Origin of the sequence: Bacillus infantis NRRL B-14911 (genome assembly GCF_000473245.1) — a bacterium.
Classification (GTDB): Bacteria; Bacillota; Bacilli; order Bacillales; family Cytobacillaceae; genus Bacillus_AB; species Bacillus_AB infantis.
The window spans coordinates 3,476,842-3,501,322 of sequence record NC_022524.1 but is presented as its reverse complement, the minus strand read 5'-3'; the positions used below and the strand labels follow the sequence as shown (position 1 = coordinate 3,501,322).

Below are 24,481 nucleotides of genomic sequence, written 5' to 3'. Positions count from 1 at the left end.
TTTTTTATTTTGTTGTTTTCTGGCAGTTCCTGTTATGAAGAATCAAACTGCAAAATATGATAAATTCCGCAAGATAAAGCTTTGGAATCTATAGGTAAATTGGTATAATAATAGTAAAAATGACACAGTTGACATCTGAGAGTTTTATATAGAGGAAAATGAGAAAGGGGGAACATGATGAGGAAGTATAGCAGAGCTATATCTGCCATCCTGATGCTGCAGCTGCTGATCCTTATGCTTTCCTATACAGGAAAGGATATATTGGCAGCAGAAGAAGCGGGGGTGGATTTTAGCGCAAAGGCATCGCAATCTGTCATCGTTAAACCGCAGAACAGCAATGCCGAGGGAAGCATCGACTTCCACCTGACGCCAAAAGGCAAAGCCACTAACGCAAACCGCGACCCGATTGATGTAGTGTTTGTTTTTGATAAATCGGGGTCGATGAATGACTCTGGCAAGAATCCGCAAAAGTTTCAGAGTGCCAAAGATGCCATGACGGCAGCTGTGAACTTTTTCAAGGAAAATGCAGGGCCGAATGACCGGTTTGGCTTTGTGCCGTTCGATGATGATGTTGAAACAGGGAAGGTTGTTAACTTTGCTCCAGAAAATAATATGGCCAGCCTCAACCTGATCAACTCCAATTCAAATAGCCTATCGGCACTTGGAGGAACAAACTATACGCAATCTCTGGACGCTGCTCTAGGCATGTTTGGTAATAGCACTAATAATAAATATGTATTATTTATGACGGATGGTGAGCCGACGTTTTCAAAAGTCATTGAAAGAACTACCTATAATGAGAGAGCTTGCTTTATAGTTTGCTGGGATACAGGAAAAAAAATCACTGGGAATGTAGTAATGAATTATGAGGTTTATAATCAAGGGTTTTCTGTTTATCATAAGACTAACGGACACACATACAAACAGGATTTTGATCTTGCTGAAACAAAATCAGCTATAAAAAAGCACGGATTAAGCATGGCTCAAAAACTTGCCATGAAGGATATCAAACTTTTTTCAATCGGATTCGGCAGCAACACAGAACTTGATATGGGCTACTTGCGAGAATTGTCCTCTACTACCGGGGTAACTGCACGGCAGGCCACTCAGGAAAATATCTCATCTATTTTCCGTGATATATCTGCTGATATGGATACACCATCAATAAGCGGGGAGATAAAGGTAGATTTGAAGAAATACAGCAGTAAGGTAAGTTTGATTGAAGGCACCGGAGCAAGAATTGATGAAAACGGCTTCGCCAGCATCAAGTTCAATCTCCCTTATCCAATAAACCAGAATGCATCACAGCCTATAGATTTAAACCTTCCGCTAAGTTTTAAAGATCTGGGTATTTATACTTTTGATAATATCAGCATGGTTTATACAAATTTGAACGGGCTTAAAATAACCAAGCCTCACAGTCCGGTTACAATTGAGGTTAAAGAGGATGCGCCTCCTGGCTTCAGGGGCACAATGAATTTAAACGGAACCATCAACACTCCTGATAACCTTATTAAGATTAGCGGGTCAGCGGAAGAAACGAATGAGTTTGAGGTGCAGTACACGATCAATCCGTTTGGCCTAGTGAATAATACGGTGAAGGGTTCTTTAACCGACCTGAAGATCGTTCAACCGCTTCCTAAAGGTCTCTCACTGGTAAGTTCCCCAGGAGCGGAAAAATCAGAGGGTAAAGATGAAGTTATCTTAACGTTGGGCAAAACGATTAGCTACAGTAACGGACGCTTCAATCCGGAACAGGTGACAGCATCTTTCAAGGTTAAGGGTGAGTGGGCACTCAGCAATGTTAAAATGCCTGCTGCTAAATTATATTATAAGGACAGTCGTTTCGGAAAAGAGTACGATACAACAATCGCCGCCTCCAGCCAGGTCATCAATATGAAAGTCAGGCTGAAGGACACGACAAAGCAGCAGGCGTATGATGGTGATGCAGCAGGCATCATCAGCAAAATCGATCTTAGCGACAATGGGAAAAAGCTGGCGCAGACTGGATTCCCAAATGATCACGGGCTGCTCAATAAGCCGATCATGGATATGCGTTTTACTGATAACAATAAATCAATTGAAGTTATATACAGTGATGGGAGCAAGGCTACAATTTATCTGGTACTTGATTATGAAATGACAGGTGTGGACACAGGCAAGTCTTATAACAGCAGCGAAAAGGCAAATGAACATGTCAATGTTAAACTGACAAAGCTGGTGGCAGGACAGGGAGTTAAATATTTTTACAAGATTATAAACGAAAAAGGCACAACCGAATGGAAGGAGTTCTCACCAGATGAAGAAATCCCTCTGACAGAGCCTGGGGAAAACACGATTATGATTAAAGCGATTGGCGGATTCTCTGCTACTGATCAGCCAGTTACAAAATCACTGACAATTGAGAAAAGAATAGAATCAATCAGCGTTTCACCGGATCCGATTGAAGTGGAGGTAGGCCAGACTGCCGCATTCCAATTAGTAATACTGCCGGCGGATGCAACCAATAAAAATCTCAATATTACAGTTTCCAATACTGATATAGCTGCAATAGTAAATGGCAATTCAATTAATGGCAGAACGCCTGGTATAACTGAGCTTATCGTCAAGACTACCGATGGTTCAAAATTGGAATCGAGAGTCAGGATCATAGTAAAGGACCCTTATATCGGTCTTGAGGAAATTAAGTTTAAAAAGCCGGTATTTAAATTGAATCTTAATGAAAAGATCGCGATTGAATCAGTGCTTATTTTTAATCCGGACAACGCCACCAACAAAGAAATCGTTCAAGTGGCTTCTACAGTTCCAGGGTGTGTTGCTGTAAAAAAAGAAAATGGAAAGTATTATCTGGTGGCTGAGAAGGTGGGCTATTCAACTGTTACTGCTGAGGCAGAAGAGCAGCGGGACAAATCCAAGCCAAAAGCTTCGGCACTGTTTGAAGTGAGTGATAAACAAGTAGGCGGAGATAATGGAGCTTCAGGTGAAGGCAGATGGTAATCAAAAAGGTGCTGATATTCAGCACCTTTTTGATTTGTCATTTGATTTTGCTATAGGAATGCTAATTAATATACAAGCAATTCATCCGAAAATATTTGCAGCTGCTCCATTATAGGAAGAGTCTCAATCCGCTTCAGCAATACTTCCTGATCATATTTAACAACAAAACGGGAAAGTTTTCCCTCCTGTAACTTAGGCAGATCATCTATACTTTCAGTCACACCACGGACTGCATTAATCGTTAGTTTTTGCTTCGCAAAAACACCGCCATGTATATAGAAGAGTGACCCGACTCCATATAGGGTTGCTTCCCTTTCTGTATAGAAGAATCCTTTCAGCGGAGTGATATTCTTGTCAAACTTCTTTGGCAAATAAGGCTCTCCATCTTCATCCAAAGAGCTGTATTTATTGAATTCATCTATCCGGGTTATCAGCAGATCATCTTTTGCCATTAAAATAATCTGCTGTTCATTCCCTTTATCATCCGTCGATCCTAAAATATTGGCATTGGATATAGAAGCCTTACCCCCAGCGTAGACGACTGAATCAAAGGCAACGGCGTCATCTTCGATTGAACCATCTGTTTCATTGCCATTAATGGTAAGATGTTCACCTGTAATAATATCCCTGTTAATAATAATTGAAGTTTCATTAGGGCGAAGAGTAAGGCTGGTCCCGGTCATTATATTCCCATTCATAATAAGAGAAGCGCCATTGTAAGACTCTGCAGAAATTGAATCAGCAGAGAGTAGATCTCCGCTAAGAGCAATTTTTCCTCCATAATTTAAAATCACAGTTTTTCCGGTTACATAAATATTTTTGGATAGGATAATATCCTTATAGCTCATTATATATAAATCACCATTTACAATGATTGTGCTATCCATATCTATTGGAAATTGGGTGCTCATTATCACAAGATCGCCATTCACTTTTGTATCTGTCTTTATATCAATTTTCTCATCGCCGCTGTCTATAACATATCCTTCCGCCAGAGGGATGACATCTTTGCTAGTCAAAGATGTCTGGCTTTCAGCATTTTCAATTCTTTTTACATAGCCCTCCGGGTTAATTTGATAGGAGGTTCCTGCTAACTTTTTGATGCCTAAACTTATAATATCTTTTAATTTCTCCGTATCATCAGGCATCCTGACATCGAGTTTAGCCTCTCTCTGCAGGGCAGCTATCCTTTGATTCATCGTTTTGTCAAAGTTTATATTAAAAAATTGACTGTCGTGTTTTAACGGGGGAGCTTGCCCCCTATAAAAATTTTTGCTTTCCGATACAACAGGCAGCAAATGAGAAGTACTGCTGTATAAGTCGCCCATTAGAGAAGGCTTCGGTGTGCTTACTGTTTTTTCCTCACCATTCCGGTAAATATAATGAGCATCCTCATCTATTGCAAGTCTGTTGGCAAAAGTGTTTCCAGCTATATTTGGAGAGCCGTTCAAGAAAAGTCCCGAGTCCTCTTCATCAGCCTCTGACCCGACTGCATATTTTAAAAAGCTGGGCAGGGGAGACAGAATGATCCTCTTTTTTACTGTTCGTGCAACCTTACCTTCTGTTTCTGCCGGATTCTTCGTTACTAAAACAAAATCAAGAACTCTGGTAAAGTCCTTATCTGTATCAAGGGTAAAAATCGTGTCTCGTTCCAGCTGCCTTCCACAGGAAGAAGACGGATCAACAGCAGCAGGAGGTCCGCTGCTGACATCAATAATATTAATGCATTCAAAGGAAGAGCTGGAATTTTTCTTTGTATCTGACAGCAGAGACGAAAGCAGATTTCTTATATCAGTATTATAGGAACCTTTTACCTTATTATTTTCAAAATCCATATAATAATCCAGCGGCAATGAAGACAGTTTTCCCGATAAATCAGCTGTCATAGTTTCCAGCACTTTTATGGAATCGTAAGTCACATCTAAGTCTGATTCTCTTGTTTCTGTTCTTTTGACACTGCCGATGGAGGAGGCAAGAATACTCAGGCCAAGGACCGTAAATATCAAAGAAACAAGCATGACGGTAATCAGGGTATTGCCCCGCTCATTATTCATTAGGAGTGCCTCCTACAGTAAAGCCGAATTTGCTGTCTAAGTACAACTTATCGTCGAGCCGTTCATCAGCCAGGATCAAATTTAAGCTGATCATAAAACTTTGGCAGTCCCCGCTTACTGAACTGCTGCAGGCAAATCTGATTTCTGAATTTGAAAAATCGGCAGAAACATCTAGCTTGGAATTATTAATTTCAATTGCACTAGCCTGACTATCACTGCTTTTATCGGTCAATTTTATTTGAAGAGAAGTCAGCTGTTCATTTTCTTCATTCTTATTAACTGAATAAAAGCTGCTGTCTTCAACTTTTTCAACGGAAGTATGCCTGGAGTCAACCAGTTCAAGGCAATTGGGGCCGCAGTCTTTTACATAGTCAAATGGAAAAGAATAAAAGGTGTTCATGATCATGGTCGCTGCATAATCAGCATCATCCCTTAGCTGGCCTTCCACCTGTATTTTGTTATAAAGCTTAACACCGGAAGTGAAGACCCCATAAATGACTGGCAAAATAATCATGGTAATGGCCATTGCGGCAAGAAGTTCATATAAGGTAACACCTTTATTATCGAAGATCTTCACTTTTTATAGCCCCTTCAATTTTTGTTTCTTCGGTTTTTCCCTGGTTTTCCCACTTAACAGAAGCTTCCAGAGGGATAAAGGATGAGGAAAATTTGCTATAATCCTTTCCTTTTCTGATCGTAACGTCAAACGGAATATTGTTGACGGTAATCTTGTCTTTTCTGCAGCCGGCCGGAAATTCAGACCTATCACCATGCCAATCGGCTATATAGCTGTTATTGCATATGTAAAGGGACAGGCCAGACAGATTGTCTTCCAGAAATTTTTTTCTTACTTCTATAAAACTCTCATTTTCGATGAACATTAGTGCATTTCTGGCAACGTTAACAGCAGCTGTTTTATTTTGGCTTCCGCTGGTATAAGTATAAGCTTGTGTAAAAAATTTCATAGAACCTAACAGGATAATGCTCAGGATCGCAAGAGATAATAAAACCTCTATTAAAGTAAGGCCTTTTGAACTATTATAAATTTTTTTAAGTTTCATTTAGACCCTTCTTTCTTTCTTTCTTATCTTATTATACAATATTTTGTAGTTATATTTGTCTTTATAGGTCGAAAAATGATACTTCTCTTTCATTTTCTAGATATGGCAAATAAGCCTATTTTACCACTTAGGGGGGGTGTGGATGATATGAGCAATTATATATTTGCGTTATGTTCACTTGTTTTGCTTGTTCCTATCTTGTATTTCCTGCCGCTTGGCATAAGCAGAAAAGGGAAGATTATATCGGTGGCTGCTTCCTTATGCGCAGCAGGCCTTGCACTGGCTGCCCAGGATGCATTTCTTCTTTGGCAGAATGCTATTCTTATCTTGCTGTTCATAATGGTCTGTGCTTATATCTTTGGAACCAGAATGACAGGATTATTTTTTGCGGCAGAGTCAGCAGGCATCGAAGAGCGGACGAATTCAATGCAGCATAGTCAATTTAAAGATAAAGAAACAGATTTCAGCGGGGATGAAGCATACAGCAGCGATACCGTTAACATTTATACGGAAAGTCTTCCGTCTTCCGGAGTTCCTGATGAGTACAATGCAGAGTTAACTGGAAATTCCCAAGAGAAGGCAGATGCTTCGCTGGAAATGGTGGATGACTTGGAAAACTTCCTGATCAGAGAGTCAGCAGAGGATGACGAGGTTGGAATCTTAAGCGATATCGAAACAATTTCTTATTTGGAAGAGTCTGATGACATAGAGCCAGTTCAGCAAGACGGGGAAACCTTATTCACTGAAAATGAGGAAGAAGCTGGAAGTGAAGGGGATTTGCCAGGAAACATCCCGAAGCTGGCCGGATCAGAGGAATTGGATCTGCAGGATTTAGATGAAATACAAAGAAGTGACGAATATTATTACTTGGCAGACATAGAAAAAATGCTGGATTTGCCAGATCAAGAATCTGAACCAGATCAAATTGAAGAACAAGTTCTAAAGCCTGAACAAGAACAAGAACAAGAAAGCTCAGAGGTAGCCTGGGGCGAGCTGGAATTTTTGGATGACTCTGAAAACCGGGATTCTCAAACAAATGGGGATAAAGGAAATGCAACTCAAGAAAATATTGATTCAATCTATGATATCAGCATCCAGGCATCTATTGAATTAGACCGTTCTGCTCTTTCTGATGACACTGAAAATGGATATGGCTACTATTTTGATGATGCAACCAAAAACACTTTAACCAATACAGGAGAGCTGGATATTCAGGCATCTGCAGAAGGGCAAAATTCTTCTAATAGAATGCTCCGCCATCAGGTACTGCAGACTGCGGTCGACCAGTTGAAAGCCATGAAGATGACTATGTCAGCCAATGATTATGAGGCAATGCTTAAAAAATGCATGATTTCAAATCTTCAGCCGGCTGAATACTATACCTTTGCCACCATCTTGATTCAGCATTATCTGTCATTTAAGGAAACTGCTAAATTAAAGAGGCTACTGGGAGAACTTGAAGGGAAGTATTCAAAACATCCAATTATCCGGCAGGAAATCCAATTTTTACAAAATAAATATTTTTATAATTAGACTGATAAAAAATAAGGATATAATGTAATATTACTGTTATGTGTGTAACGAAACTTTAATATAGGTGTGGTGACTTTTATGAAAAACAGTTCGCAGATTACCGGTCTTCCCATTATTAGCATTTCGGACGGTCAGCAGGTCGGTAAAGTGAAAACATTAGTGATAAATCCGGAAAAAGGGTCTGTAGACTTTTTGACAATTGAACATGAGGATTGGCAGGTAAGTGTCAAGGCGATCCCTTTTAAAAAAGTAGTGGGGATTGGTGAATATGCAGTTACTGTGGAGAGTGACAATGCTGTAATCGATCTAAACGAAATTCCAATTGCCAACCAGCTGGTGAACAAAAAAATCAAAATTATCAGCACTAAAGTAATGACCCGAAAGGGAGAACTGATTGGAGAAGCAATTGAATACTATATTGACGATGAAACAGGCAATATCCTTGGCATGGAGATGAAATCGGGAAGCAATGAAGAGGCTTTGCCTTCTGAATATGTTTTAACTTACGGGAAAGATATCCTTATTGTTAAAGAGGATGCTGCAGATGGCTTCCTAAATGATATCTCATTGCTGGACCCTCAGAATAAGCAATTGAAAGAAAATGAAGCATTCATTACTGATATGGCATTGGAAGAAGAATCGGATATAGAGACACTTAAGGAAAGGCAGATTGAACTTCTGAACGGAAAAAAAGTAACTGCAGACATATGGGGGCAAAATGGAACCGTATTAATTCCGAACGGGACTCTCCTTACGAGAGCAATCATTGAACAGGCCCAGACAGAAGGGCCTAATGTAGTCGTTGAGTTGTCAATGAATGTTGAAGCTTAATAAGGAGGGCGCCTGGCATGAATAAAGCTCAATTTTTAAAGCTTTTTCTCGTACTGGGAATCAGTACAGCCTTCATTCTCTCGTTTTCGAAGATTGGAGCCTCTGCCTATGTAAATGTATTTTCTTCAGATGAAATATTCGGGTCTGGGACAAGGATCGGAAATGTGGATGTAAGCGGGTTAACTCATGATGACGCCCTTTTGAAGATTTCAAGCGGGCAGGAAGTTTGGAGGGAAAATACCCAGCTAACCTTCCGATATAAAGAAAAAGAAAAAAGTATTCCGCTTGATATCTTCTTGTTTGAGATGGATGAGTCGGTAAGGGCTGCAGTTGATAAAAGTGACAATCAGATCATTACATCGGTTGACGACAATCTTCTCACGGAATTACTGCAAGGGATTTCCGCTGAATTGGTGGATGGGAAGTTGGATTTATCACGTTTAATATCCGACTTGAGAATGTATGCTGCAGTCCTCGAAGATGGCAGCCATATGATCAAGCTGGATACATATCTGCCGGTTTCCGAAAGTGAAGTGGTTATTTCTGAAGCGTCAATAACCTATCAGGAAGCTTCAAAAGATCTTGCAGACTGGGCTGAAAGATTTCCTTCCATTGAAATAGATCCTCAAAGCAGAATATCGATATTAGGGATCCTGAAAGAAAATAATATAGTTTATAATGAACGGTCCTTGAGTATCATTTCATCGCTCATCTATAGAGCTGTCCTGTCCAGTAATTTTACTATTGCAGAACGGCATATCGGCCGCGCCCTCCCTTCTTTCACGGAAGCCGGCTTTGAAGCCAGGACTGATAAAAACAAAAATATGGATCTGATATTCCTTAACCCTAATGACCAGTCATACAAGCTTAAATTTTCTTATAGCGATGATTTATTTTATGTAGCATTGACCGGCCAGGAGTATATGTACTCCTATGATGTCAAATTAAAAGACAAAGAAACCTTTAAGCCCAAAACTGTTGTTCAGTTTGATGCAAAATTGAAATTTGGGGAGAAAAAAACAGTTGTTGAAGGAGAGGAAGGCCTTTTGGTCAAGGTCTACCGTGATACGATCGACGAAAAGGGAGCGCTTTTAAAATCTGAGCTCATTTCCGAAGACTATTATCCTCCGGTTCATAAAGTTGAGGTTCATAGTCTTACAATCAAGGAATCTTTAATCAGTCCGGAAACCAGTGCACCTCAAGTTGATGCTGTACCTGGGGACATAGGGACTTCACCAGTGCAGGAAGAAAATACTGACGGTACAGATGAGAGCGGTTCACTGGAAGACGACAAACAGGAAAACGCAGCAGGGGATATGGAAAAAGGAACTCAAACAGCTGATGGCAGCAGCACCTCAGATAATGAGGATAATGATGGGAGCCTTTGGGGCAAGCCGAATGAAGAGCCTAAATAATGGCGGAAAGGGGAATGGCCAATGAAACAGACCCGAAAGCGCTTAGGGGATTTGCTGGTAGAATCCGGTTTAATCACTGAAGAACAGCTTCAGCTTGCCCTGGCAGAAAAACATAGGGACCAGCGGCTTGGCGATGCCCTTCTTCAAAGAGGTTATATTACTGAACAGCAGCTGATTGAAGTACTGGAGTTCCAGCTGGGTATACCGCATGTCAGCCTCTTTAGGTATCCCTTTGACACAAAGCTGTTCAGTATTGTTTCTAAAGATATGGCCAAGCGGAATCTGATCCTTCCATTAAAAAAGGATGGAGAAAAACTGTATGTTGCCATGGCTGATCCCATGGATTTCTATACCATTGACGATCTTAGACTATCAACAGGTTTTCATATAGAAGCAGCAATTGCTACAAAGGATGATATTATCCGTGCCATCAATAAATACTATGATATGGATGAAGGCTTTGAAGAACTCCTGGATGCAGGGCAGGGATCGCGGGAAATTCAGGAAGAGAAGATTGTGGATGAAGATTCTCCCATAGTCCGGCTGGTCAATCAGATAATGGCAAATGCGGCTGCGGTAAAGGCCAGCGATGTACATATTGACCCACAGGAAACAAAGGTGGCCATAAGGTATAGGATTGACGGGGTACTCAGAACGGAACGGGTACTGCCAAAGCATATGCAAAGTGTCCTGACTGCCAGAATAAAAATAATGGCCAACCTTGATATTACCGAGCATCGCGTCCCTCAGGATGGCAGAATAAAGATGAATTTAGACTTTCATCCTATCGATCTGCGGATTTCGACACTTCCAACCGTTTATGGTGAAAAAATCGTTATGCGTTTGCTGGATTTGGGAAGTGCACTGAATGACCTTAACAAACTGGGATTCAATAAGGTAAATCTAAACCGTTTTACAGATATGATCGAGAAGCCGACTGGAATCGTCCTTATTACCGGTCCGACCGGTTCAGGGAAATCTTCCACTCTTTATGCTGCTTTAAACCGGCTCAACAGTGAAGAGGTTAATATCATCACAGTTGAAGATCCTGTTGAATATCAGCTGGAAGGAATCAACCAGATCCAGGTGAACTCAAACGTAGGAATGACCTTTGCCATGGGCCTGCGTGCGATCCTGCGTCAGGATCCGAATGTCATAATGGTCGGAGAAATAAGAGATAAAGAGACTGCGGAGGTGGCAATCAGGGCCTCGCTCACCGGACACCTTGTTCTTAGCACCCTCCACACGAATGATTCCCTTGGAAGCATAACAAGGCTCCTTGATATGGGGATTGAACCCTTTCTGGTGGCGTCCTCGCTCAGTGGGATTGTTGCCCAGAGGCTTGTCCGGAAAGTGTGCCGTGATTGTGCAGAAACCCAGGAGCCGACTAAAAGGGAGATAGAGATCTTTGCCAAGCGGGGCATGAAGATTGAAGCAATTGTCAGGGGACGGGGCTGCGCCTCCTGCAATATGACCGGCTACAAGGGCAGGATTGCGATCCACGAGGTGCTTGTTATCGACGATAGCATGCGGAGAGTGATCATGAATGGTGAGTCCTTTTCCAGGCTTAGGGAGCTGGCCCTTAAAAGTAAGACTATTTTTCTGATAGATGACGGGCTGCTTAAGGTAAAACAGGGAATCACCACAACAGAAGAAGTGCTTCGAGTGGCGATTCCTGATTAGGAGAACTGATATGACAGAAAAAGTGGACCTTCTGCTGAAAGCAGGCTTTGAGCTGAAAGCTTCAGATATTCATATAACAGTCGGCGTACCCCCCATTTTTCGCATCAATGGCGAGATGAAGAGGTATGGAAAAGAATCCATGCTCCCTGCACATACAGAGGCAATGGCAAAAGAGATGATTCCTCCCCATATGTGGGAGAGATTCAAAGAAAAGGGAGAGCTGGACTTCTCGTATGGTGTGCAGGGTGTTTCCAGATTTCGCGTTAATGCCTATCATCAGCGTTCCTGCATTGCACTTGCAGTGAGGGTTGTGCCGACGAAAATTCCAGCCCTCGATGAACTCGATCTTCCGCCTGTCCTGAAAAAAGTGGCCGGCAAGCCACAAGGCCTCGTCCTTGTGACAGGGCCGACCGGGAGCGGCAAATCAACTACTCTGGCTTCGATGGTTGATTTTATGAACAAGACGATGAGAAAACATGTTATTACGTTAGAGGATCCAATCGAGTACCTCCATAAACATGGCAACTGCATCATCGACCAGCGTGAAGTCGGCCTGGATACCAGCAATTTTGCAAATGGACTTCGGGCTGCATTGCGCCAGGATCCCGATGTTATCATGGTCGGGGAGATGAGGGATCTGGAAACGATACAAACGGCAATCACTGCGGCGGAAACCGGACATCTTGTCCTCGGTACTCTTCATACTTCGAGTGCACCTGCCACGATCAACCGGATTATCGATGTTTTCCCGCCTTCCCAGCAGGCACAGATCAGAATCCAGCTTGCCTCTGTTCTCGTCTCCATCGTTTCGCAGCGGTTATTTCCGCTGGCAGATAACAGAGGCAGGAAAGCGGCGACAGAAATATTAATTAATAATTCAGCCGTAGCAAACCTCATCCGCAATGAAAAAGTACACCAGATTACCAGTATCATGCAGACCTCAAAAGCTCATGGCATGCATACACTGGACACGAGCATCAAGGAACTTGTCCAGACAGGCCAGGTTTCGAAAGAGGCAGCAATGCCTTATCTTTTGGAAAAGGTGAATTGAAATGGCTCGGTATAAATACAGCGGCCGCGACTTAAAAGGGAAGAAGTCAGGGATTGTAACAGCTGCTTCAAAGAGGGAAGCGATGCTTCAGTTGAAAGAATCAGGTATCAGGATTCTCGATCTTAATGAAATACCTGAAACATTGCTGACTAAAGAGATATCAATCGGCAATCCGGTTAAGCTCCAGGACTTTGTCATTTATTTAAGACAATTCGCCACTTTACTCAGGGCAGGAGTCACGGTCGTGGATGCAACCGGCATACTCTCTCAGCAAACAGAAAGCAAGGCACTCAAAAAAGCGCTTGCTGCTGTCGAGCAGGATTTAAGAGAGGGGAATTCTTTATCTGATGCCGCTGCAAAGCACAAAAAGGTTTTCACCAGTATGTTTGTCAATATGATTAAAGCAGGCGAAGCAGGCGGAAACATGGATGATACCCTGGAGAGGCTGGCAGTTCATTATGAAAAGCAGCATTTTACAAAGCAGAAGATCATATCCGCCCTTGCCTATCCTATTGCAGTCGGCATTATAGCAGTTGCAGTTGTCATATTTCTGCTAGTAAGTGTTGTCCCGACGTTTGTGGAGATGTTCCAGGACTTTGGGGGAGAACTGCCGGCCATCACGCAATTCGTTCTCAATTCCAGCGAATTTATGCAGAAATACTGGTGGCTAGTCATACTAATGTTTGTGTCGGTCTTTATTGGGGTTTCGGTTATCAGGAATAACAAGAATACGAAATACTATTTTGATTATTTCCTGCTCAGGCTCCCTATCTTCGGCAAAATGCTCCAGAAGGCTGCATTGGCCAGGATGACCAGAACACTCAGTTCGCTTTTTGCAAGCTCGGTCCCTATCCTCCAGGCTATAAGTATTGTTGAGAACATAGTCGAAAATGAAGTGGTGGCAAAGGTCCTTCAAAAATCCCGGACATCCCTGGAACAAGGGAAATCCCTTACAGAACCGATGCGCAAACATTGGGTCTTCCCGCCGCTGGTCTCACAGATGATCGCTATCGGTGAAGAATCCGGATCACTTGACGAAATGCTTTCAAAGGTTGCAGATTTCTATGAAAAAGAAGTAGAGAGCACCACCGACCGCCTAAAATCATTGATAGAACCGCTTATGATTGTTTTTTTAGCCGGTATTGTCGGAACAATTGTAACGTCCATCATGGTGCCGATGTTTGAAATATTCAACCATGTCGGCTGACAACAAAATTTTGCAAGAAATTAACATTTTCGACTTTTGTTATTTGCAGAATCTAGTATAATAGGATTAACCTACTAAAGTAATAGGCAAAAACTCATATGAGAGGGAGAATAAAATGTTTAAGAAAATGGCACAAAAACTTAAAAATGAAAAAGGTTTGACACTGATCGAGTTATTGGCAGTTATTGTTATTTTGGGGATTATTGCGGCGATTGCGATTCCGAGTATTGGAGGTCTTATTAATAAGACTAAAAACGATGCAAAAGTCGCAGAAGCTATTCAAATTGTTAACGCATCAAAAACTTACATTGCTACAAATCCTACCGCCACTAGCCTTGCGTTTGCTGATTTGGATTCTTATTTGGATAATGTAAAAGACCAAGAATTTACTGTGAAAGTTGACAGGAATACTACAACAGGAAAATTCACATATAAAATACAAAACCATGAGGCCGCGAAAATAGTTAAGAAGAATAATGAGGCTACAGAAGTTACAGAAGTAGAATTACAAGCTTTTAGCGGTAATTAATGTATATTTTAATACTTTTCTACGGACTCCTCCTAGGCTCCTTCTACAACGTAGTCGGCCTGAGGATTCCGTTGAAGCAGTCGATCGTCAAGCCAAGATCTCATTGTCCTTATTGCCAGCATACTTTAAGGCCGTTTGAGCTCATACCGGTTGTTTCTTATCTGCTGCAGGGAGGGAAATGCCGGCGCTGCAAGGCGCCGGTTTCTCCTCTATACCCTGCTGTTGAATTATCTACCGGATTATTATTTGTGCTCGCCCCGTTAATGATGGGCTGGACATTTGAACTGGCCATCGCATGGACGCTGATTTCTCTTTTGGTCATCGTGTTTGTGTCGGATATTAAATATATGATTATTCCCGACAAAGTCCTGCTTGTGTTTGCAGTGATTTTTTTATTGGAGCGGATATTTATCCCCTTATCTCCGTGGTGGGATTCTGCAGCCGGGGCTGCGGCAGGATTTTTCCTGCTTCTGTTCATAGCCGTGGTCAGCAAGGGTGGCATGGGAGGGGGAGACATCAAGCTGTTTGCAGTAATAGGTTTGGCTTTAGGCACAAAGTTAGTCTTGTTAACATTTTTCCTTGCAACTCTCTTCGGTGCTTTCTTTGGGATTGCCGGTTTGCTTGCTGGAAAAATTGAAAAGGGCAAGCCTATTCCATTTGGTCCATACATAGCTTTAGGCTGCCTGACTGCTTATTTTATGGGAGATAAGCTGCTAAACTGGTATCTTTATTCATTCATGTAAGGAGTTAAGTTATTTATGGCACCTCTTATATCGTTCGGCAAAAATCGAGTGATCAACATAACGGTCAAGGACCATGTTGTCCGGATGGCTGAATTAAAAAACAATAAAGAACCTCATGTCCTGCGGTCAGAAGAGCGATATTTGCCGAACGGTATAATAAGAGAAGGCAAAATTCAGGATGCGGAAACCTTGACAGCCATTTTGGAGGAATGTGTTTCAGAGTGGAAAATCAAGGGTAAGGAGATTGCATTTTTGGTGCCGGATCCTGTGATCATTATCAGAAAACTGAGCATCCCGCAAGATGTATCTGCCGAAGAAATCAAGGGCTATCTTTATATGGAGCTTGGAACATCCATACATCTGCCCTTTGAAGACCCGGTTTTTGATTACACAATATTAGAAACAGGCGAAAGTGGAATGAAAGAAATCCTGCTTTTTGCTGCTCCTGAAGAAATCGTTCATGAATATGTTTCTGTTTTCGAGGAAGCCAGGCTGAAGCCTGTTCTTGCGGATATATCATGCCTTGCGCTGTATCGACTTTATTATGAATTGGATCTGATAGGTTCAGAGGAAAACCTGATGATGGTTCAAGCAGACATCCAGCAGATTAATGTTAGTATCTTTGAAAATCATAAGCCGGTATTTATGCGGCATCTGCTGATGGATATTGACAGCGGCAAGTGGGAGCTGGAACCTGGGAATCAACTGGCATACCTTGGTGATAAAGAGGAAATTATCAGTCCCTTGGAGGATATTTATAAAGAGCTTGATCGGGTTATGAGCTTTTACCGGTACTCTCTTTATCAGGGGAACAGACAGATTACAAAAATATTGGTAGATGGTGATCATCCTTTGCTGGAGGAAATTCAATCCGCCCTGAACAGCCGGCTGGATGCACCGGTTGTATTATTATCCGAAACGGCTGAATTTAGGGAGAAACCATCTTATCTCCCTCAGTTCAACCTTAACGTCGGCCTAGGCTTAAAAGAGGTGTAGAACATGCTTGTCGATATTAACCTGCTCCCCAAAAAAGAAAAGAGAAGCCGGGCGGTCTACATCTATTCTGGAGCTCTGCTGCTTTTACTGGCAGTAACAGCTGCTGTACTTTTTCTCTATACAGGAAGCAAAAAAGATGAAATCAGTAAGGTAGAAAAGCAGATTGCCCAGACAAATGCCATTTTGGAAATCCAAAATGCAAAGCTGATTGAATTTGAAGCATCCAATGCTGCCGGACAGCTGACAGAGGCAATCACTTGGGCAGAAAAACAGCCCTTCAGTATGGTCTATGTCCTTCAGGAAATTACAAAAATACTTCCTGACAGAGGCTATATCGCTGAATTTGAGATGGATGAGGACAACTTAATCAAATTAGCTGTCCAGTTTGATACAAAGAGCCAGGCAGCCTATTATCTTAACTCTCTGCTGACATTAAACTGGCTCGACGAAGCGGTCCTCAAGGAAGCCAAGACTGCTGAAGCCATCAATGAGGCAGTGGAAGGGGATTCTGAAGTGTCGGCCGTTGATCTTGGCTACCTTCCCAGGTATTATGCAGTCTATGAATTCAAAATCAATCCGGAACTGCTTAAGGCCGAATGGAAGGCAAAGGAAAAAGATAGTGAAGGAGGGACAGCACCTTGAACCTTCAATTATCAAAAAAAAACCTAATTATATTGACAGCTGGATTGCTTTTAGCTATAGGACTTACAGCTGGTAGTTATTATATATTTGTATTGCCGCTGCATGATCAGCTTTCGAGGAAGCAAAATGAGCTCCAAATGGCAAATCAGCAATTAACAATTGTGGAGAGTAATCTGACACAGACAAATGAAAAAACAATTTTAACTACTATGGAACTGCAAAAGCAAGTTCCTGTAAAGAGGCTGCTTGATCAGCTGCTGCTGGACATCGAAAAAGCTGAGGTGATCTCAGATTCCAATATACTGGAATTGAGACTGGACGGTACTGATGAAGACGAAGAGGTTGACCTGCTGGAAACAGCAGCGGCAGAAGAACCGGTAGGAGAAGGAGAAGAGGCAGAATCTCCAGAGGCTGTTGATGGCGAGGGACAGCTCCCTAATGGTATCCGGCAAATCACACTCTCCCTCGGCGGAGAAGCAGAAACATATTTTGAACTGGAGCGGTTTATTGAAAGTCTGGAATCTTTAAAAAGGATTGTTAAAGTAGAGGCGTTAAGCTTCACCGGCCTTAATGAAATCTACTCGGTAGAACAGGAAACTGAAAAAGTAGAATTTGAGTTATCTCTTGCAGCCTATTATTACCCTTCGCTTGAAGAACTGCAAAAAGAACTGCCGCCGCTTGATGTTCCGGCTGTATCCAATAAGCAAAATCCACTGAGCGGATTTTCCGACCAGGAGGAGATTGAAGGGGAAGAAGATACTCAGCCTTAATCTAGTATACAGAAACGGGGTCTAGTATGAAGAAGAGCTTTGCTAGACTAAATGAAAATGGATTGACATTAATAGAGTTGCTGGCTGTCATAGTGATATTAGGCATTGTTGCCGCAATCGCAACTGTCTCCATATTAAATGTAATCCAGAAATCAAGAGATAAAGCCTTTGTCGGCAATGCCTATGCGCTGAATGAAGCAGCGGGCTATTTTGTGAAGCGCGAAGTGACCAGTGGCAATACACTCGCTCAGCGGATTACTTTCAATATGGTTTCCGAAGCCGGCTTCATGGAAGCTTTTAAGGATCCCTATACCGGCAATTATGTTGAACCCTCAGACGCCAGCTTTGTAGAAATAGAGGGGGAGCATATCAGGACGGTATGCCTGTACGGCGAAAACCGCAATCTTTGCTCTTACCAGGGGGTTTCAGGCAAACCGATTCCGGTACATGAACTGTCAGTGGATATGATTGTGAAAGACAACTAAAAAATTTGACGAAAGCATCCTATAACAAGACGACAAAAGTCTTGTTATTTTTTTTAAACCCTGTGTTAGGATGAAGGCAAATCCAGCAATCGACACGGGGAGGACAAGCTGTGGAAAACCAAGGGAATGGACGGACCATTACGATCAAGCTGAATGGCAAGGATCGGGAAGCCGTGCATATGAAAGACAAAACGGCCCAAAAGGAAAGAGATCCTGCAGAAGAAGTCCAGCACTTAGAGAATGTGGAAGAAGAGTCTGCAGAGGGGAAGGTTCTATCAGCAAACGAGGACCTGGCTGAATTGGAGGCAGCTCCTGCCAGGGAAGCGGCAGATGATGAGTTTGACTGGATTCTCCCTGAAATCATGGAGGAGGATCCAGAACCGAAGGAATACAAGGTTGCCGCAAAGACAGAAAAAGGAAGCGGGAAGAAAAGCAGTATATTCAGCTCACCGGGGAAGCCTTCCAATCAGAAAGCGCTGGTCCGTTCAGTTGTCATTTCTGTATTCTTTGCTGTCCTGTTCGGGACAAGCCTTGGTTTTTTAATGCTGAAGATGGTAATACATGATGGAAGTGCTGAGGAGCCTGAAGGAGCTGTGCAGACAGCAGCAGGCAATGCCAGCGGCACCAATCAGGAAAGCTCAGCGGGAAACGGAACATTGGCCCTTGAGCCTCTTACAGTTTTTGTTGTTCAGGGCGGTGTCTTTTCAACGAAGGATGCGGCTGAAAAGATTCAAACCACGATTTTTGAAAAAGGAGCCCCGGCACAGCTGATGGAGATGGAAGGAAAATCTTATCTGTTCCTTGGAGCTGCAGGGTCGCTGGAAGATGCGAAACAGCTTGGAACAGATTATAAGAGCAAGGGCATTGATACATTTGCCAAGGAACTGGCTGCTGGTGGAAAAACTGTGGAGAAGCTGCAGGAGGAAGATGAAAAATTCCTGCAAGCGGCCCCGGGGATATATTCGGCAATGGCTGCAGGAATTGGGGCTGCTTCACCTGGAGCTGCGATTCCGGAAGAAGCATTAAAGCAGGCGGCCGATGTATCAGTACAGCTTGCAGGATTTGATGGAGCAAAGCTTTCTGCGGATCGTGTGGGGGTCATGCAGAAGGAGCTTTCAGAAGCAGCGGAACTGATCGCCAGCTATCAGAAAAACCCGGATGAAAAAGGCTATTACGCAATTCAGCAGCATCTGCTGTCATTCATTGCAGCGTACACTGCACTTTAATAAAAGGGTGAATATTTTCCAGGAAATATCGCACATTATAGGGGGCTGTCGGACTTCATTCGACAAGCTCCCATTTTTTTTGACAAAACTCTTTTAAAAATTGTTAGAACCTATAAATTTTGGTACGATTAGTTTGTATCTCCCAAAATGATACAAGTAAAGGATAGGGTGATTTTTTTGCAGAACCTCATATTAGCCTCTTCTTCTCCACGGCGAAAAGAACTTCTTGAAAATCTTCAGCTGAAATTTGAAGTCTCCAGCAGTGATGTGGACGAAACATTCGAACCGGGAATGCTTCCCGAAAATGTGGTCATGGAGCTTGCGGCCAGGAAAGCGGAGTCTGTCGCCCGGAAAAATCCAGCTGCGTTTGTCATTGGTTCGGACACGATTGTCTTTGCAGACGGTCTTATTCTAGGGAAGCCGGATGGGCGCGGCGATGCATACGATATGCTGACTCGTTTGTCCGGCAGAGTCCATTCGGTTTATACCGGAGTATCAATTATTACTCCGCAAAAAAGCAAAGTTAAATTTTACGAAAAAACGGATGTGGAATTTTGGGAGCTGACAGATGACGAAAAGTCGGCATATATCGAAAGCGGCGAGCCCTTCGACAAGGCCGGATCTTATGGAATCCAGGGTCTTGGTGCAACGCTTGTGAAGCGGATTGATGGTGATTATTTCGCAGTCGTCGGGCTTCCGCTTTCAAGAACAGCAAGAGAATTGAAAAAGGCGGGATTCACTCTGCCTTTTTAAATACTGTACGATCATCTGCCTCCCTTTCCCGCCGGCAAGGGAGGAACCATATTGAAAACTGAATCATTGATGATACGTGATTTTCCGCAGGATGAGAGGCCGCGCGAACGCTTTATCCAGAATGGCCCGGAAAGCCTGTCCAATCATGAGCTTCTTGCTCTTATGCTCAGGACCGGGACTAAAGAGGAGTCTGTGCTCCAGCTGTCAAACAGGCTTCTTACCCATTTTGAAGGCCTCCGCCTCCTGAAGGATGCGACGCTTGATGAGATGACCAGCATTAAAGGGATCGGCATGGCCAAGGCCATTCAGGTACTGGCCGCGGTCGAGATAGGGAGGCGAATTTCCAGCCTTTCCTATGATGACCGCTTTGTGATCCGTTCACCTGAGGACGGCGCCAAATATGTCATGAATGACATGCGCTTCCTTTCGCAGGAGCATTTTGTCTGCCTTTACTTGAACACAAAGAATCAGGTGCTCCATAAGCAGACGATTTTCATCGGCAGCCTGAATGCTTCAATCGTTCATCCCAGGGAGGTTTTCAAGGAGGCCTTCAGAAGGTCGGCTGCGTCTATCATCTGCATCCATAACCATCCTTCTGGCGACCCTGCTCCGAGCAGGGAGGATATCGAAGTCACGAAGAGGCTGGCGGAGTGCGGGAAAATCATCGGCATTGATGTGCTCGATCATTTGATCATCGGGGAAAACAAATATGTCAGCTTAAAGGAAAAAGGTTATTTATAACACTATGATTTTACCGATTGTTAGGATATAATATAATTTATGATTTTTTAGACTAGAATAAGTCTGCCAACTGCTAACCAGGCTGCTTTTTCAGCCTTCTTCGAATATAAAAATCACCTTAAAAAATTGCATTTCGTATCAGAAAGGGAGATACAGCTATGTTTGGAATCGGAACACGGGATCTTGGAATCGACTTGGGGACTGCCAATACACTCGTTTATGTAAAAGGAAAAGGAATCGCTGTAAGGGAGCCATCTGTGGTTGCCATGCAGACGGATACTAAAAGCATTGTCGCTGTCGGCAACGATGCGAAGAATATGATCGGCCGTACGCCGGGCAATGTAGTGGCGATGCGTCCTATGAAGGACGGCGTTATCGCTGATTATGAAACAACGGCTACCATGATGAAATATTATATAAGACAGGCTGTCAAAAAGGGCTTCTTTGCCGGCAAGCCGTATGTAATGGTATGTGTGCCTTCAGGCATCACCGCTGTAGAACAGCGTGCTGTCATTGATGCAACACGCCAGGCTGGTGCCCGCGATGCTTACCCGATTGAAGAGCCGTTTGCTGCTGCAATAGGTGCAAATCTTCCTGTTTGGGAGCCGACAGGCAGCATGGTTGTCGACATCGGCGGCGGGACGACTGAAGTGGCCATCATTTCACTTGGCGGCATTGTTACGAGCCAGTCAATCCGCATTGCGGGAGATGAAATGGATGATGCAATCATTAATTATATCCGCAAAACTTATAACCTGATGATCGGCGACCGGACAGCTGAAAGCATTAAAATGGAGATCGGCTCCGCCGGTGAGCCTGAAGGCATTGAAAATATGGAAATCCGTGGCCGCGATCTTTTGACAGGACTGCCAAAAACGATAGAAATTACAGCTGAGGAAATTGCCGCTGCCCTTCGTGATACTGTCTATAGCATTGTGGATGCCGTAAAGGTCACCCTGGAAAAAACGCCGCCTGAACTGGCTGCTGATATCATGGACCGGGGGATTGTGCTGACTGGCGGAGGAGCGCTTCTCCGCAATTTGGACAAGGTAATTGCAGAGGAAACAAAAATGCCTGTGCTGATCGCCGAAAATCCGCTTGACTGTGTGGCAATCGGAACAGGGAAGGCGCTCGACCATATTCACTTATTCAAAAACAAATCCAAAGATTCTTATTAATAACAAAAAGGGCGGCTCCGGGCATGAAGCAGTCATTCGCTTTTATCCTGGAGTCTCTTCTTTTTAAAGAAATAGAGGTGTGAACCATGCCACAGTTTTTCCTGAATAAACGCCTGATCATCCTGCTTGTCAGTATCATTATTCTGGTGGCATTAATCGGATTTTCCCTGAAAGAAAGGGAAAAGCTTTCATGGGCAGAGCAATTTGTGAAAGATACAGCGAGCTGGGCGCAGACCATCGTTTCCCGGCCGGCAAGCTATGTTGCCGGATTCTTCGAAAATGTGAAAGACTTGCAGAATACATATGAAGAAAACAAGGAATTGAAGGGCCGGCTTGATCAGCTTGCCATGCTTGAGGCCGATGTGCAGCGCCTGAAGGATGAAAATGAAAAGCTGCAGACAATACTTGATAAAAAAGGTGATTTAAGCAAATATGAGCCCATCCAGGCAACTGTGATTGCGAGGAATCCTGACCGCTGGGAAGAGACGCTGATTATCAATAAAGGTGAAAAAGATGGCTTGAAGAAAGATATGGCTGTTATAACAGCCGGCGGCTTAATCGGGAAAGTGAAAAATACGAGCAATCTTTCCGCCAGTGTTCAGCTCCTTAGCAGCACCGATCCGGCCAACCGGATTTCAGCCGTTATCAATGAAAAGATTTATGGGACTATTGAAGGCTATGATACAAAGAAAAAGCTTCTTTTGCTAAAGCGGATTCCATATGACGCAAAAATTAAAAAAGGGGAAATCGTCACAACCTCAGGACTTGGCGGCGTATTTCCATCCGGATTGCCTGTTGGGGTCGTGGAAGAGGTCGTTCCCGATGAGTTCGGCTTGAACCAGACTGCATATGTAAAGCCTGGAGCAGACTTTTATGATATAGAGCATGTTATGGTCGCAAAGCTATCAATGGAGAAGCCAGACCTGGACAAGTTGGAAGAAGAGGAGGAATAGAGAATGAAACGGTTTCTTCTTCCTCTTCTCGTTTTATTTTTTTTCGTCCTGGACAGCGTTTTTGTCCAGCTGCTGTCTGCAGAATTGTATAACAGCAAACGGATCATGGTCCCGCATTTCCTGGCGGTCATTATCATTTTCCTGACCATCTACGGCAGTAAAAAACATGGAATTATCTATGGACTGATTTTTGGCCTGCTGTTTGATATTGTGTATACAGATATCATCGGCATCTATTTATTCATGCTGCCGCTGCTGGCCTATATTGCGTCCAAAATCATCCGGATCCTGCATACCAATCTTGCAGTGGTCGCCCTTATCACTCTGTTTGAACTGGCGCTTCTGGAACTGGGTGTGTACGAGATGAATTTCCTGATTCACCGCACAAACATGGAGTTTTCAGTGTTCCTGCAGCAGAGGCTGCTGCCGACGCTTGTGCTGAATCTCGCTTTCATTGTTGTGGTATCCTTTCCTTTTAAGAAGTTTTTCGAAAAGTTCGCACGCGAGCTTGATGAATACGGCCAGTGATATTGAAAAAGCTTGAGGGCAGCCGATAAAAATATTGTGGCAGCATGTAAAACTGCACAGGCGAAAAAAGGATTTTGTGAGCTTATGTCGAATTGTATTATGTGGAGCTGCAAAAAAGGCATACATTGATTCTATGTATGGTGTACGGCTCGTATCCTTTGCAGAGGCAGCACAGCTGTTCTGAAGGGTTGGAAAGCCGGTCAGCCGGCTGTAAGGACTTGGCAGATGCCAGGTTTTTCTTATCAGGATAAGAAAGTTTATATTTTTTTAATTTGATCACTGTCTAGCCACAGCGCCTGCCCCCTCGAGGTCAGAAGCCAATCCTTCCACAAAGGCAAAGAACGCCTTTCCGGGAGGATCGCCTTCTGCTTTTAGGGGGTGACCAAAGCGCTTGCGCTTTTCTTATTGAGGTGAACATCTTGCAATGAAGAAAACTCAGAATGTGACAATAAAAGGGACAAAGGACGGCCTGACTCTTCATCTGGACGACTCCTGTTCCTATGAGGAACTGAAAAAGGAGCTTGATAGAAAGCTCTCCGAAAGCGCGAGAACCAATGTAGACCGTCCGCTTATGTCTGTAAGGGTGCAGGCAGGAAACCGCTATCTTACCGCTGATCAGGAGGAAGAGCTGAAGGATTTGATCAGGTCAAAGAAGAACTTTGTCGTTGATTCTGTCAGCTCAAATGTTCTGACTAAGGAAGAGGCGGACAGGGAAAAGAAAGAAAATGAGATTATGTCGGTGGCAAAAATCATCCGCTCAGGGCAGGTCCTTGAAGTTCCTGGCGACCTGCTCCTGATCGGGGATGTGAATCCCGGCGGCACTGTCATGGCGGGAGGAAGCATTTTCATCATGGGCAGCTTAAAAGGAATCGCCCATGCCGGCTGCTACGGAAACAGGCAGGCAGTCATAGCGGCAAGCATGATGAGGCCTTCCCAGCTAAGGATCAGCGACTGCATCAACCGGGCGCCTGATCACAGCAAGGATGAGGACATGAGGGAAATGGAATGTGCCTACATAGACGAAAATGAACAAATGATAGTTGATAGATTGCAGGTTTTAATGCATCTCAGACCAAACTTAACGAGATTGGAAGGGGGACACTAG

Annotated in this window: 23 protein-coding genes; 20 read left to right on the top strand and 3 right to left on the bottom strand. The window is 43.4% G+C overall.

Going from position 1 to position 24,481, the window contains the following annotated elements:
• Window positions 1-174 precede the first annotated feature (174 nt).
• Window positions 175-2,997 carry a VWA domain-containing protein gene (locus N288_RS17745; RefSeq protein WP_009796072.1) on the top strand — a complete coding sequence of 941 codons (2,823 nt, stop codon included), beginning with the start codon at window positions 175-177 and terminating at the stop codon, window positions 2,995-2,997.
• A 65-nt stretch (window positions 2,998-3,062) separates the two neighbouring features.
• On the opposite strand, the gene N288_RS17740 is transcribed toward N288_RS17745, so the two are convergent.
• The 3 genes from N288_RS17740 to N288_RS17730 are packed head-to-tail and all read right to left on the bottom strand — an operon-like array spanning window position 3,063 to window position 6,112.
• Window positions 3,063-5,051 carry a hypothetical protein gene (locus tag N288_RS17740; protein ID WP_009796073.1) on the bottom strand — a complete coding sequence of 663 codons (1,989 nt, stop codon included), beginning with the start codon at window positions 5,049-5,051 and terminating at the stop codon, window positions 3,063-3,065.
• Window positions 5,044-5,628, bottom strand: coding sequence for a PilW family protein (locus N288_RS17735; protein ID WP_009796074.1), 585 nt, complete (start codon window positions 5,626-5,628; stop codon window positions 5,044-5,046). The genes N288_RS17740 and N288_RS17735 overlap by 8 nt, the downstream gene beginning before the upstream one ends.
• Window positions 5,612-6,112 carry a type IV pilus modification PilV family protein gene (locus N288_RS17730; RefSeq protein WP_009796075.1) on the bottom strand — a complete coding sequence of 167 codons (501 nt, stop codon included), beginning with the start codon at window positions 6,110-6,112 and terminating at the stop codon, window positions 5,612-5,614. Before N288_RS17730 ends, N288_RS17735 begins: the two co-directional genes overlap by 17 nt.
• A gap of 147 nt (window positions 6,113-6,259) precedes the next feature.
• On the opposite strand from N288_RS17730, the gene N288_RS17725 reads away from it, so the two are divergent.
• The 19 genes from N288_RS17725 (at window position 6,260) to minC (ending at window position 24,481) form a co-directional block, all read left to right on the top strand.
• The gene (locus N288_RS17725) at window positions 6,260-7,645 is read left to right on the top strand and encodes a hypothetical protein (RefSeq protein WP_009796077.1); all 1,386 of its coding nucleotides are present in this window, start codon (window positions 6,260-6,262) and stop codon (window positions 7,643-7,645) included.
• Between the two features lie 78 nt (window positions 7,646-7,723).
• Entirely contained in the window at window positions 7,724-8,476 is a 753-nt protein-coding gene (locus tag N288_RS17720; RefSeq protein ID WP_009796078.1) for a PRC-barrel domain-containing protein, read from the top strand.
• Window positions 8,477-8,493: 17 nt separating this feature from the next.
• The gene (locus N288_RS17715; protein ID WP_009796079.1) at window positions 8,494-9,891 is read left to right on the top strand and encodes a G5 domain-containing protein; all 1,398 of its coding nucleotides are present in this window, start codon (window positions 8,494-8,496) and stop codon (window positions 9,889-9,891) included.
• A gap of 21 nt (window positions 9,892-9,912) precedes the next feature.
• Window positions 9,913-11,574 (top strand): GspE/PulE family protein, encoded by a 1,662-nt coding sequence (locus tag N288_RS17710; RefSeq protein WP_009796080.1) that lies wholly within the window; start codon window positions 9,913-9,915, stop codon window positions 11,572-11,574.
• 10 nt (window positions 11,575-11,584) lie between these two features.
• Complete coding sequence (locus N288_RS17705; RefSeq protein ID WP_009796081.1) at window positions 11,585-12,625, top strand: type IV pilus twitching motility protein PilT; 1,041 nt, start codon at window positions 11,585-11,587, stop codon at window positions 12,623-12,625.
• 1 nt (window position 12,626) lies between these two features.
• Complete coding sequence (locus tag N288_RS17700) at window positions 12,627-13,832, top strand: type II secretion system F family protein (RefSeq protein WP_009796082.1); 1,206 nt, start codon at window positions 12,627-12,629, stop codon at window positions 13,830-13,832.
• Window positions 13,833-13,947: 115 nt separating this feature from the next.
• Window positions 13,948-14,361, top strand: a complete 414-nt coding sequence (locus tag N288_RS17695) for a prepilin-type N-terminal cleavage/methylation domain-containing protein (protein WP_009796083.1) — start codon at window positions 13,948-13,950, stop codon at window positions 14,359-14,361.
• Window positions 14,361-15,104 carry a prepilin peptidase gene (locus tag N288_RS17690; protein ID WP_009796084.1) on the top strand — a complete coding sequence of 248 codons (744 nt, stop codon included), beginning with the start codon at window positions 14,361-14,363 and terminating at the stop codon, window positions 15,102-15,104. Before N288_RS17695 ends, N288_RS17690 begins: the two co-directional genes overlap by 1 nt.
• A gap of 15 nt (window positions 15,105-15,119) precedes the next feature.
• On the top strand, window positions 15,120-16,100 hold the full coding sequence (gene pilM, locus N288_RS17685; protein ID WP_009796085.1) for a type IV pilus biogenesis protein PilM: 981 nt from the start codon (window positions 15,120-15,122) through the stop codon (window positions 16,098-16,100).
• A gap of 3 nt (window positions 16,101-16,103) precedes the next feature.
• The gene (locus N288_RS17680) at window positions 16,104-16,742 is read left to right on the top strand and encodes a PilN domain-containing protein (protein ID WP_009796086.1); all 639 of its coding nucleotides are present in this window, start codon (window positions 16,104-16,106) and stop codon (window positions 16,740-16,742) included.
• A gap of 137 nt (window positions 16,743-16,879) precedes the next feature.
• Window positions 16,880-17,512: a pilus assembly protein PilO gene (locus tag N288_RS17675; RefSeq protein ID WP_232217703.1), complete on the top strand. Its 633-nt coding sequence runs from the start codon at window positions 16,880-16,882 to the stop codon at window positions 17,510-17,512.
• Window positions 17,513-17,538: 26 nt separating this feature from the next.
• Entirely contained in the window at window positions 17,539-17,997 is a 459-nt protein-coding gene (locus tag N288_RS17670) for a type II secretion system protein (protein ID WP_022544235.1), read from the top strand.
• Between the two features lie 110 nt (window positions 17,998-18,107).
• Window positions 18,108-19,223, top strand: coding sequence for a hypothetical protein (locus tag N288_RS17665; RefSeq protein ID WP_009796089.1), 1,116 nt, complete (start codon window positions 18,108-18,110; stop codon window positions 19,221-19,223).
• Window positions 19,224-19,400: 177 nt separating this feature from the next.
• Complete coding sequence (locus N288_RS17660) at window positions 19,401-19,976, top strand: Maf family protein (RefSeq protein ID WP_022544234.1); 576 nt, start codon at window positions 19,401-19,403, stop codon at window positions 19,974-19,976.
• Window positions 19,977-20,045: 69 nt separating this feature from the next.
• Window positions 20,046-20,717 carry a RadC family protein gene (radC, locus tag N288_RS17655; protein ID WP_009796091.1) on the top strand — a complete coding sequence of 224 codons (672 nt, stop codon included), beginning with the start codon at window positions 20,046-20,048 and terminating at the stop codon, window positions 20,715-20,717.
• A gap of 158 nt (window positions 20,718-20,875) precedes the next feature.
• Window positions 20,876-21,895 (top strand): rod shape-determining protein, encoded by a 1,020-nt coding sequence (locus N288_RS17650; RefSeq protein WP_009796092.1) that lies wholly within the window; start codon window positions 20,876-20,878, stop codon window positions 21,893-21,895.
• 86 nt (window positions 21,896-21,981) lie between these two features.
• Window positions 21,982-22,848, top strand: a complete 867-nt coding sequence (mreC, locus tag N288_RS17645) for a rod shape-determining protein MreC (protein WP_009796093.1) — start codon at window positions 21,982-21,984, stop codon at window positions 22,846-22,848.
• 3 nt (window positions 22,849-22,851) lie between these two features.
• Window positions 22,852-23,376 carry a rod shape-determining protein MreD gene (gene mreD / locus N288_RS17640; protein ID WP_009796094.1) on the top strand — a complete coding sequence of 175 codons (525 nt, stop codon included), beginning with the start codon at window positions 22,852-22,854 and terminating at the stop codon, window positions 23,374-23,376.
• Window positions 23,377-23,800: 424 nt separating this feature from the next.
• Window positions 23,801-24,481 (top strand): septum site-determining protein MinC, encoded by a 681-nt coding sequence (gene minC, locus N288_RS17630; protein ID WP_009796096.1) that lies wholly within the window; start codon window positions 23,801-23,803, stop codon window positions 24,479-24,481.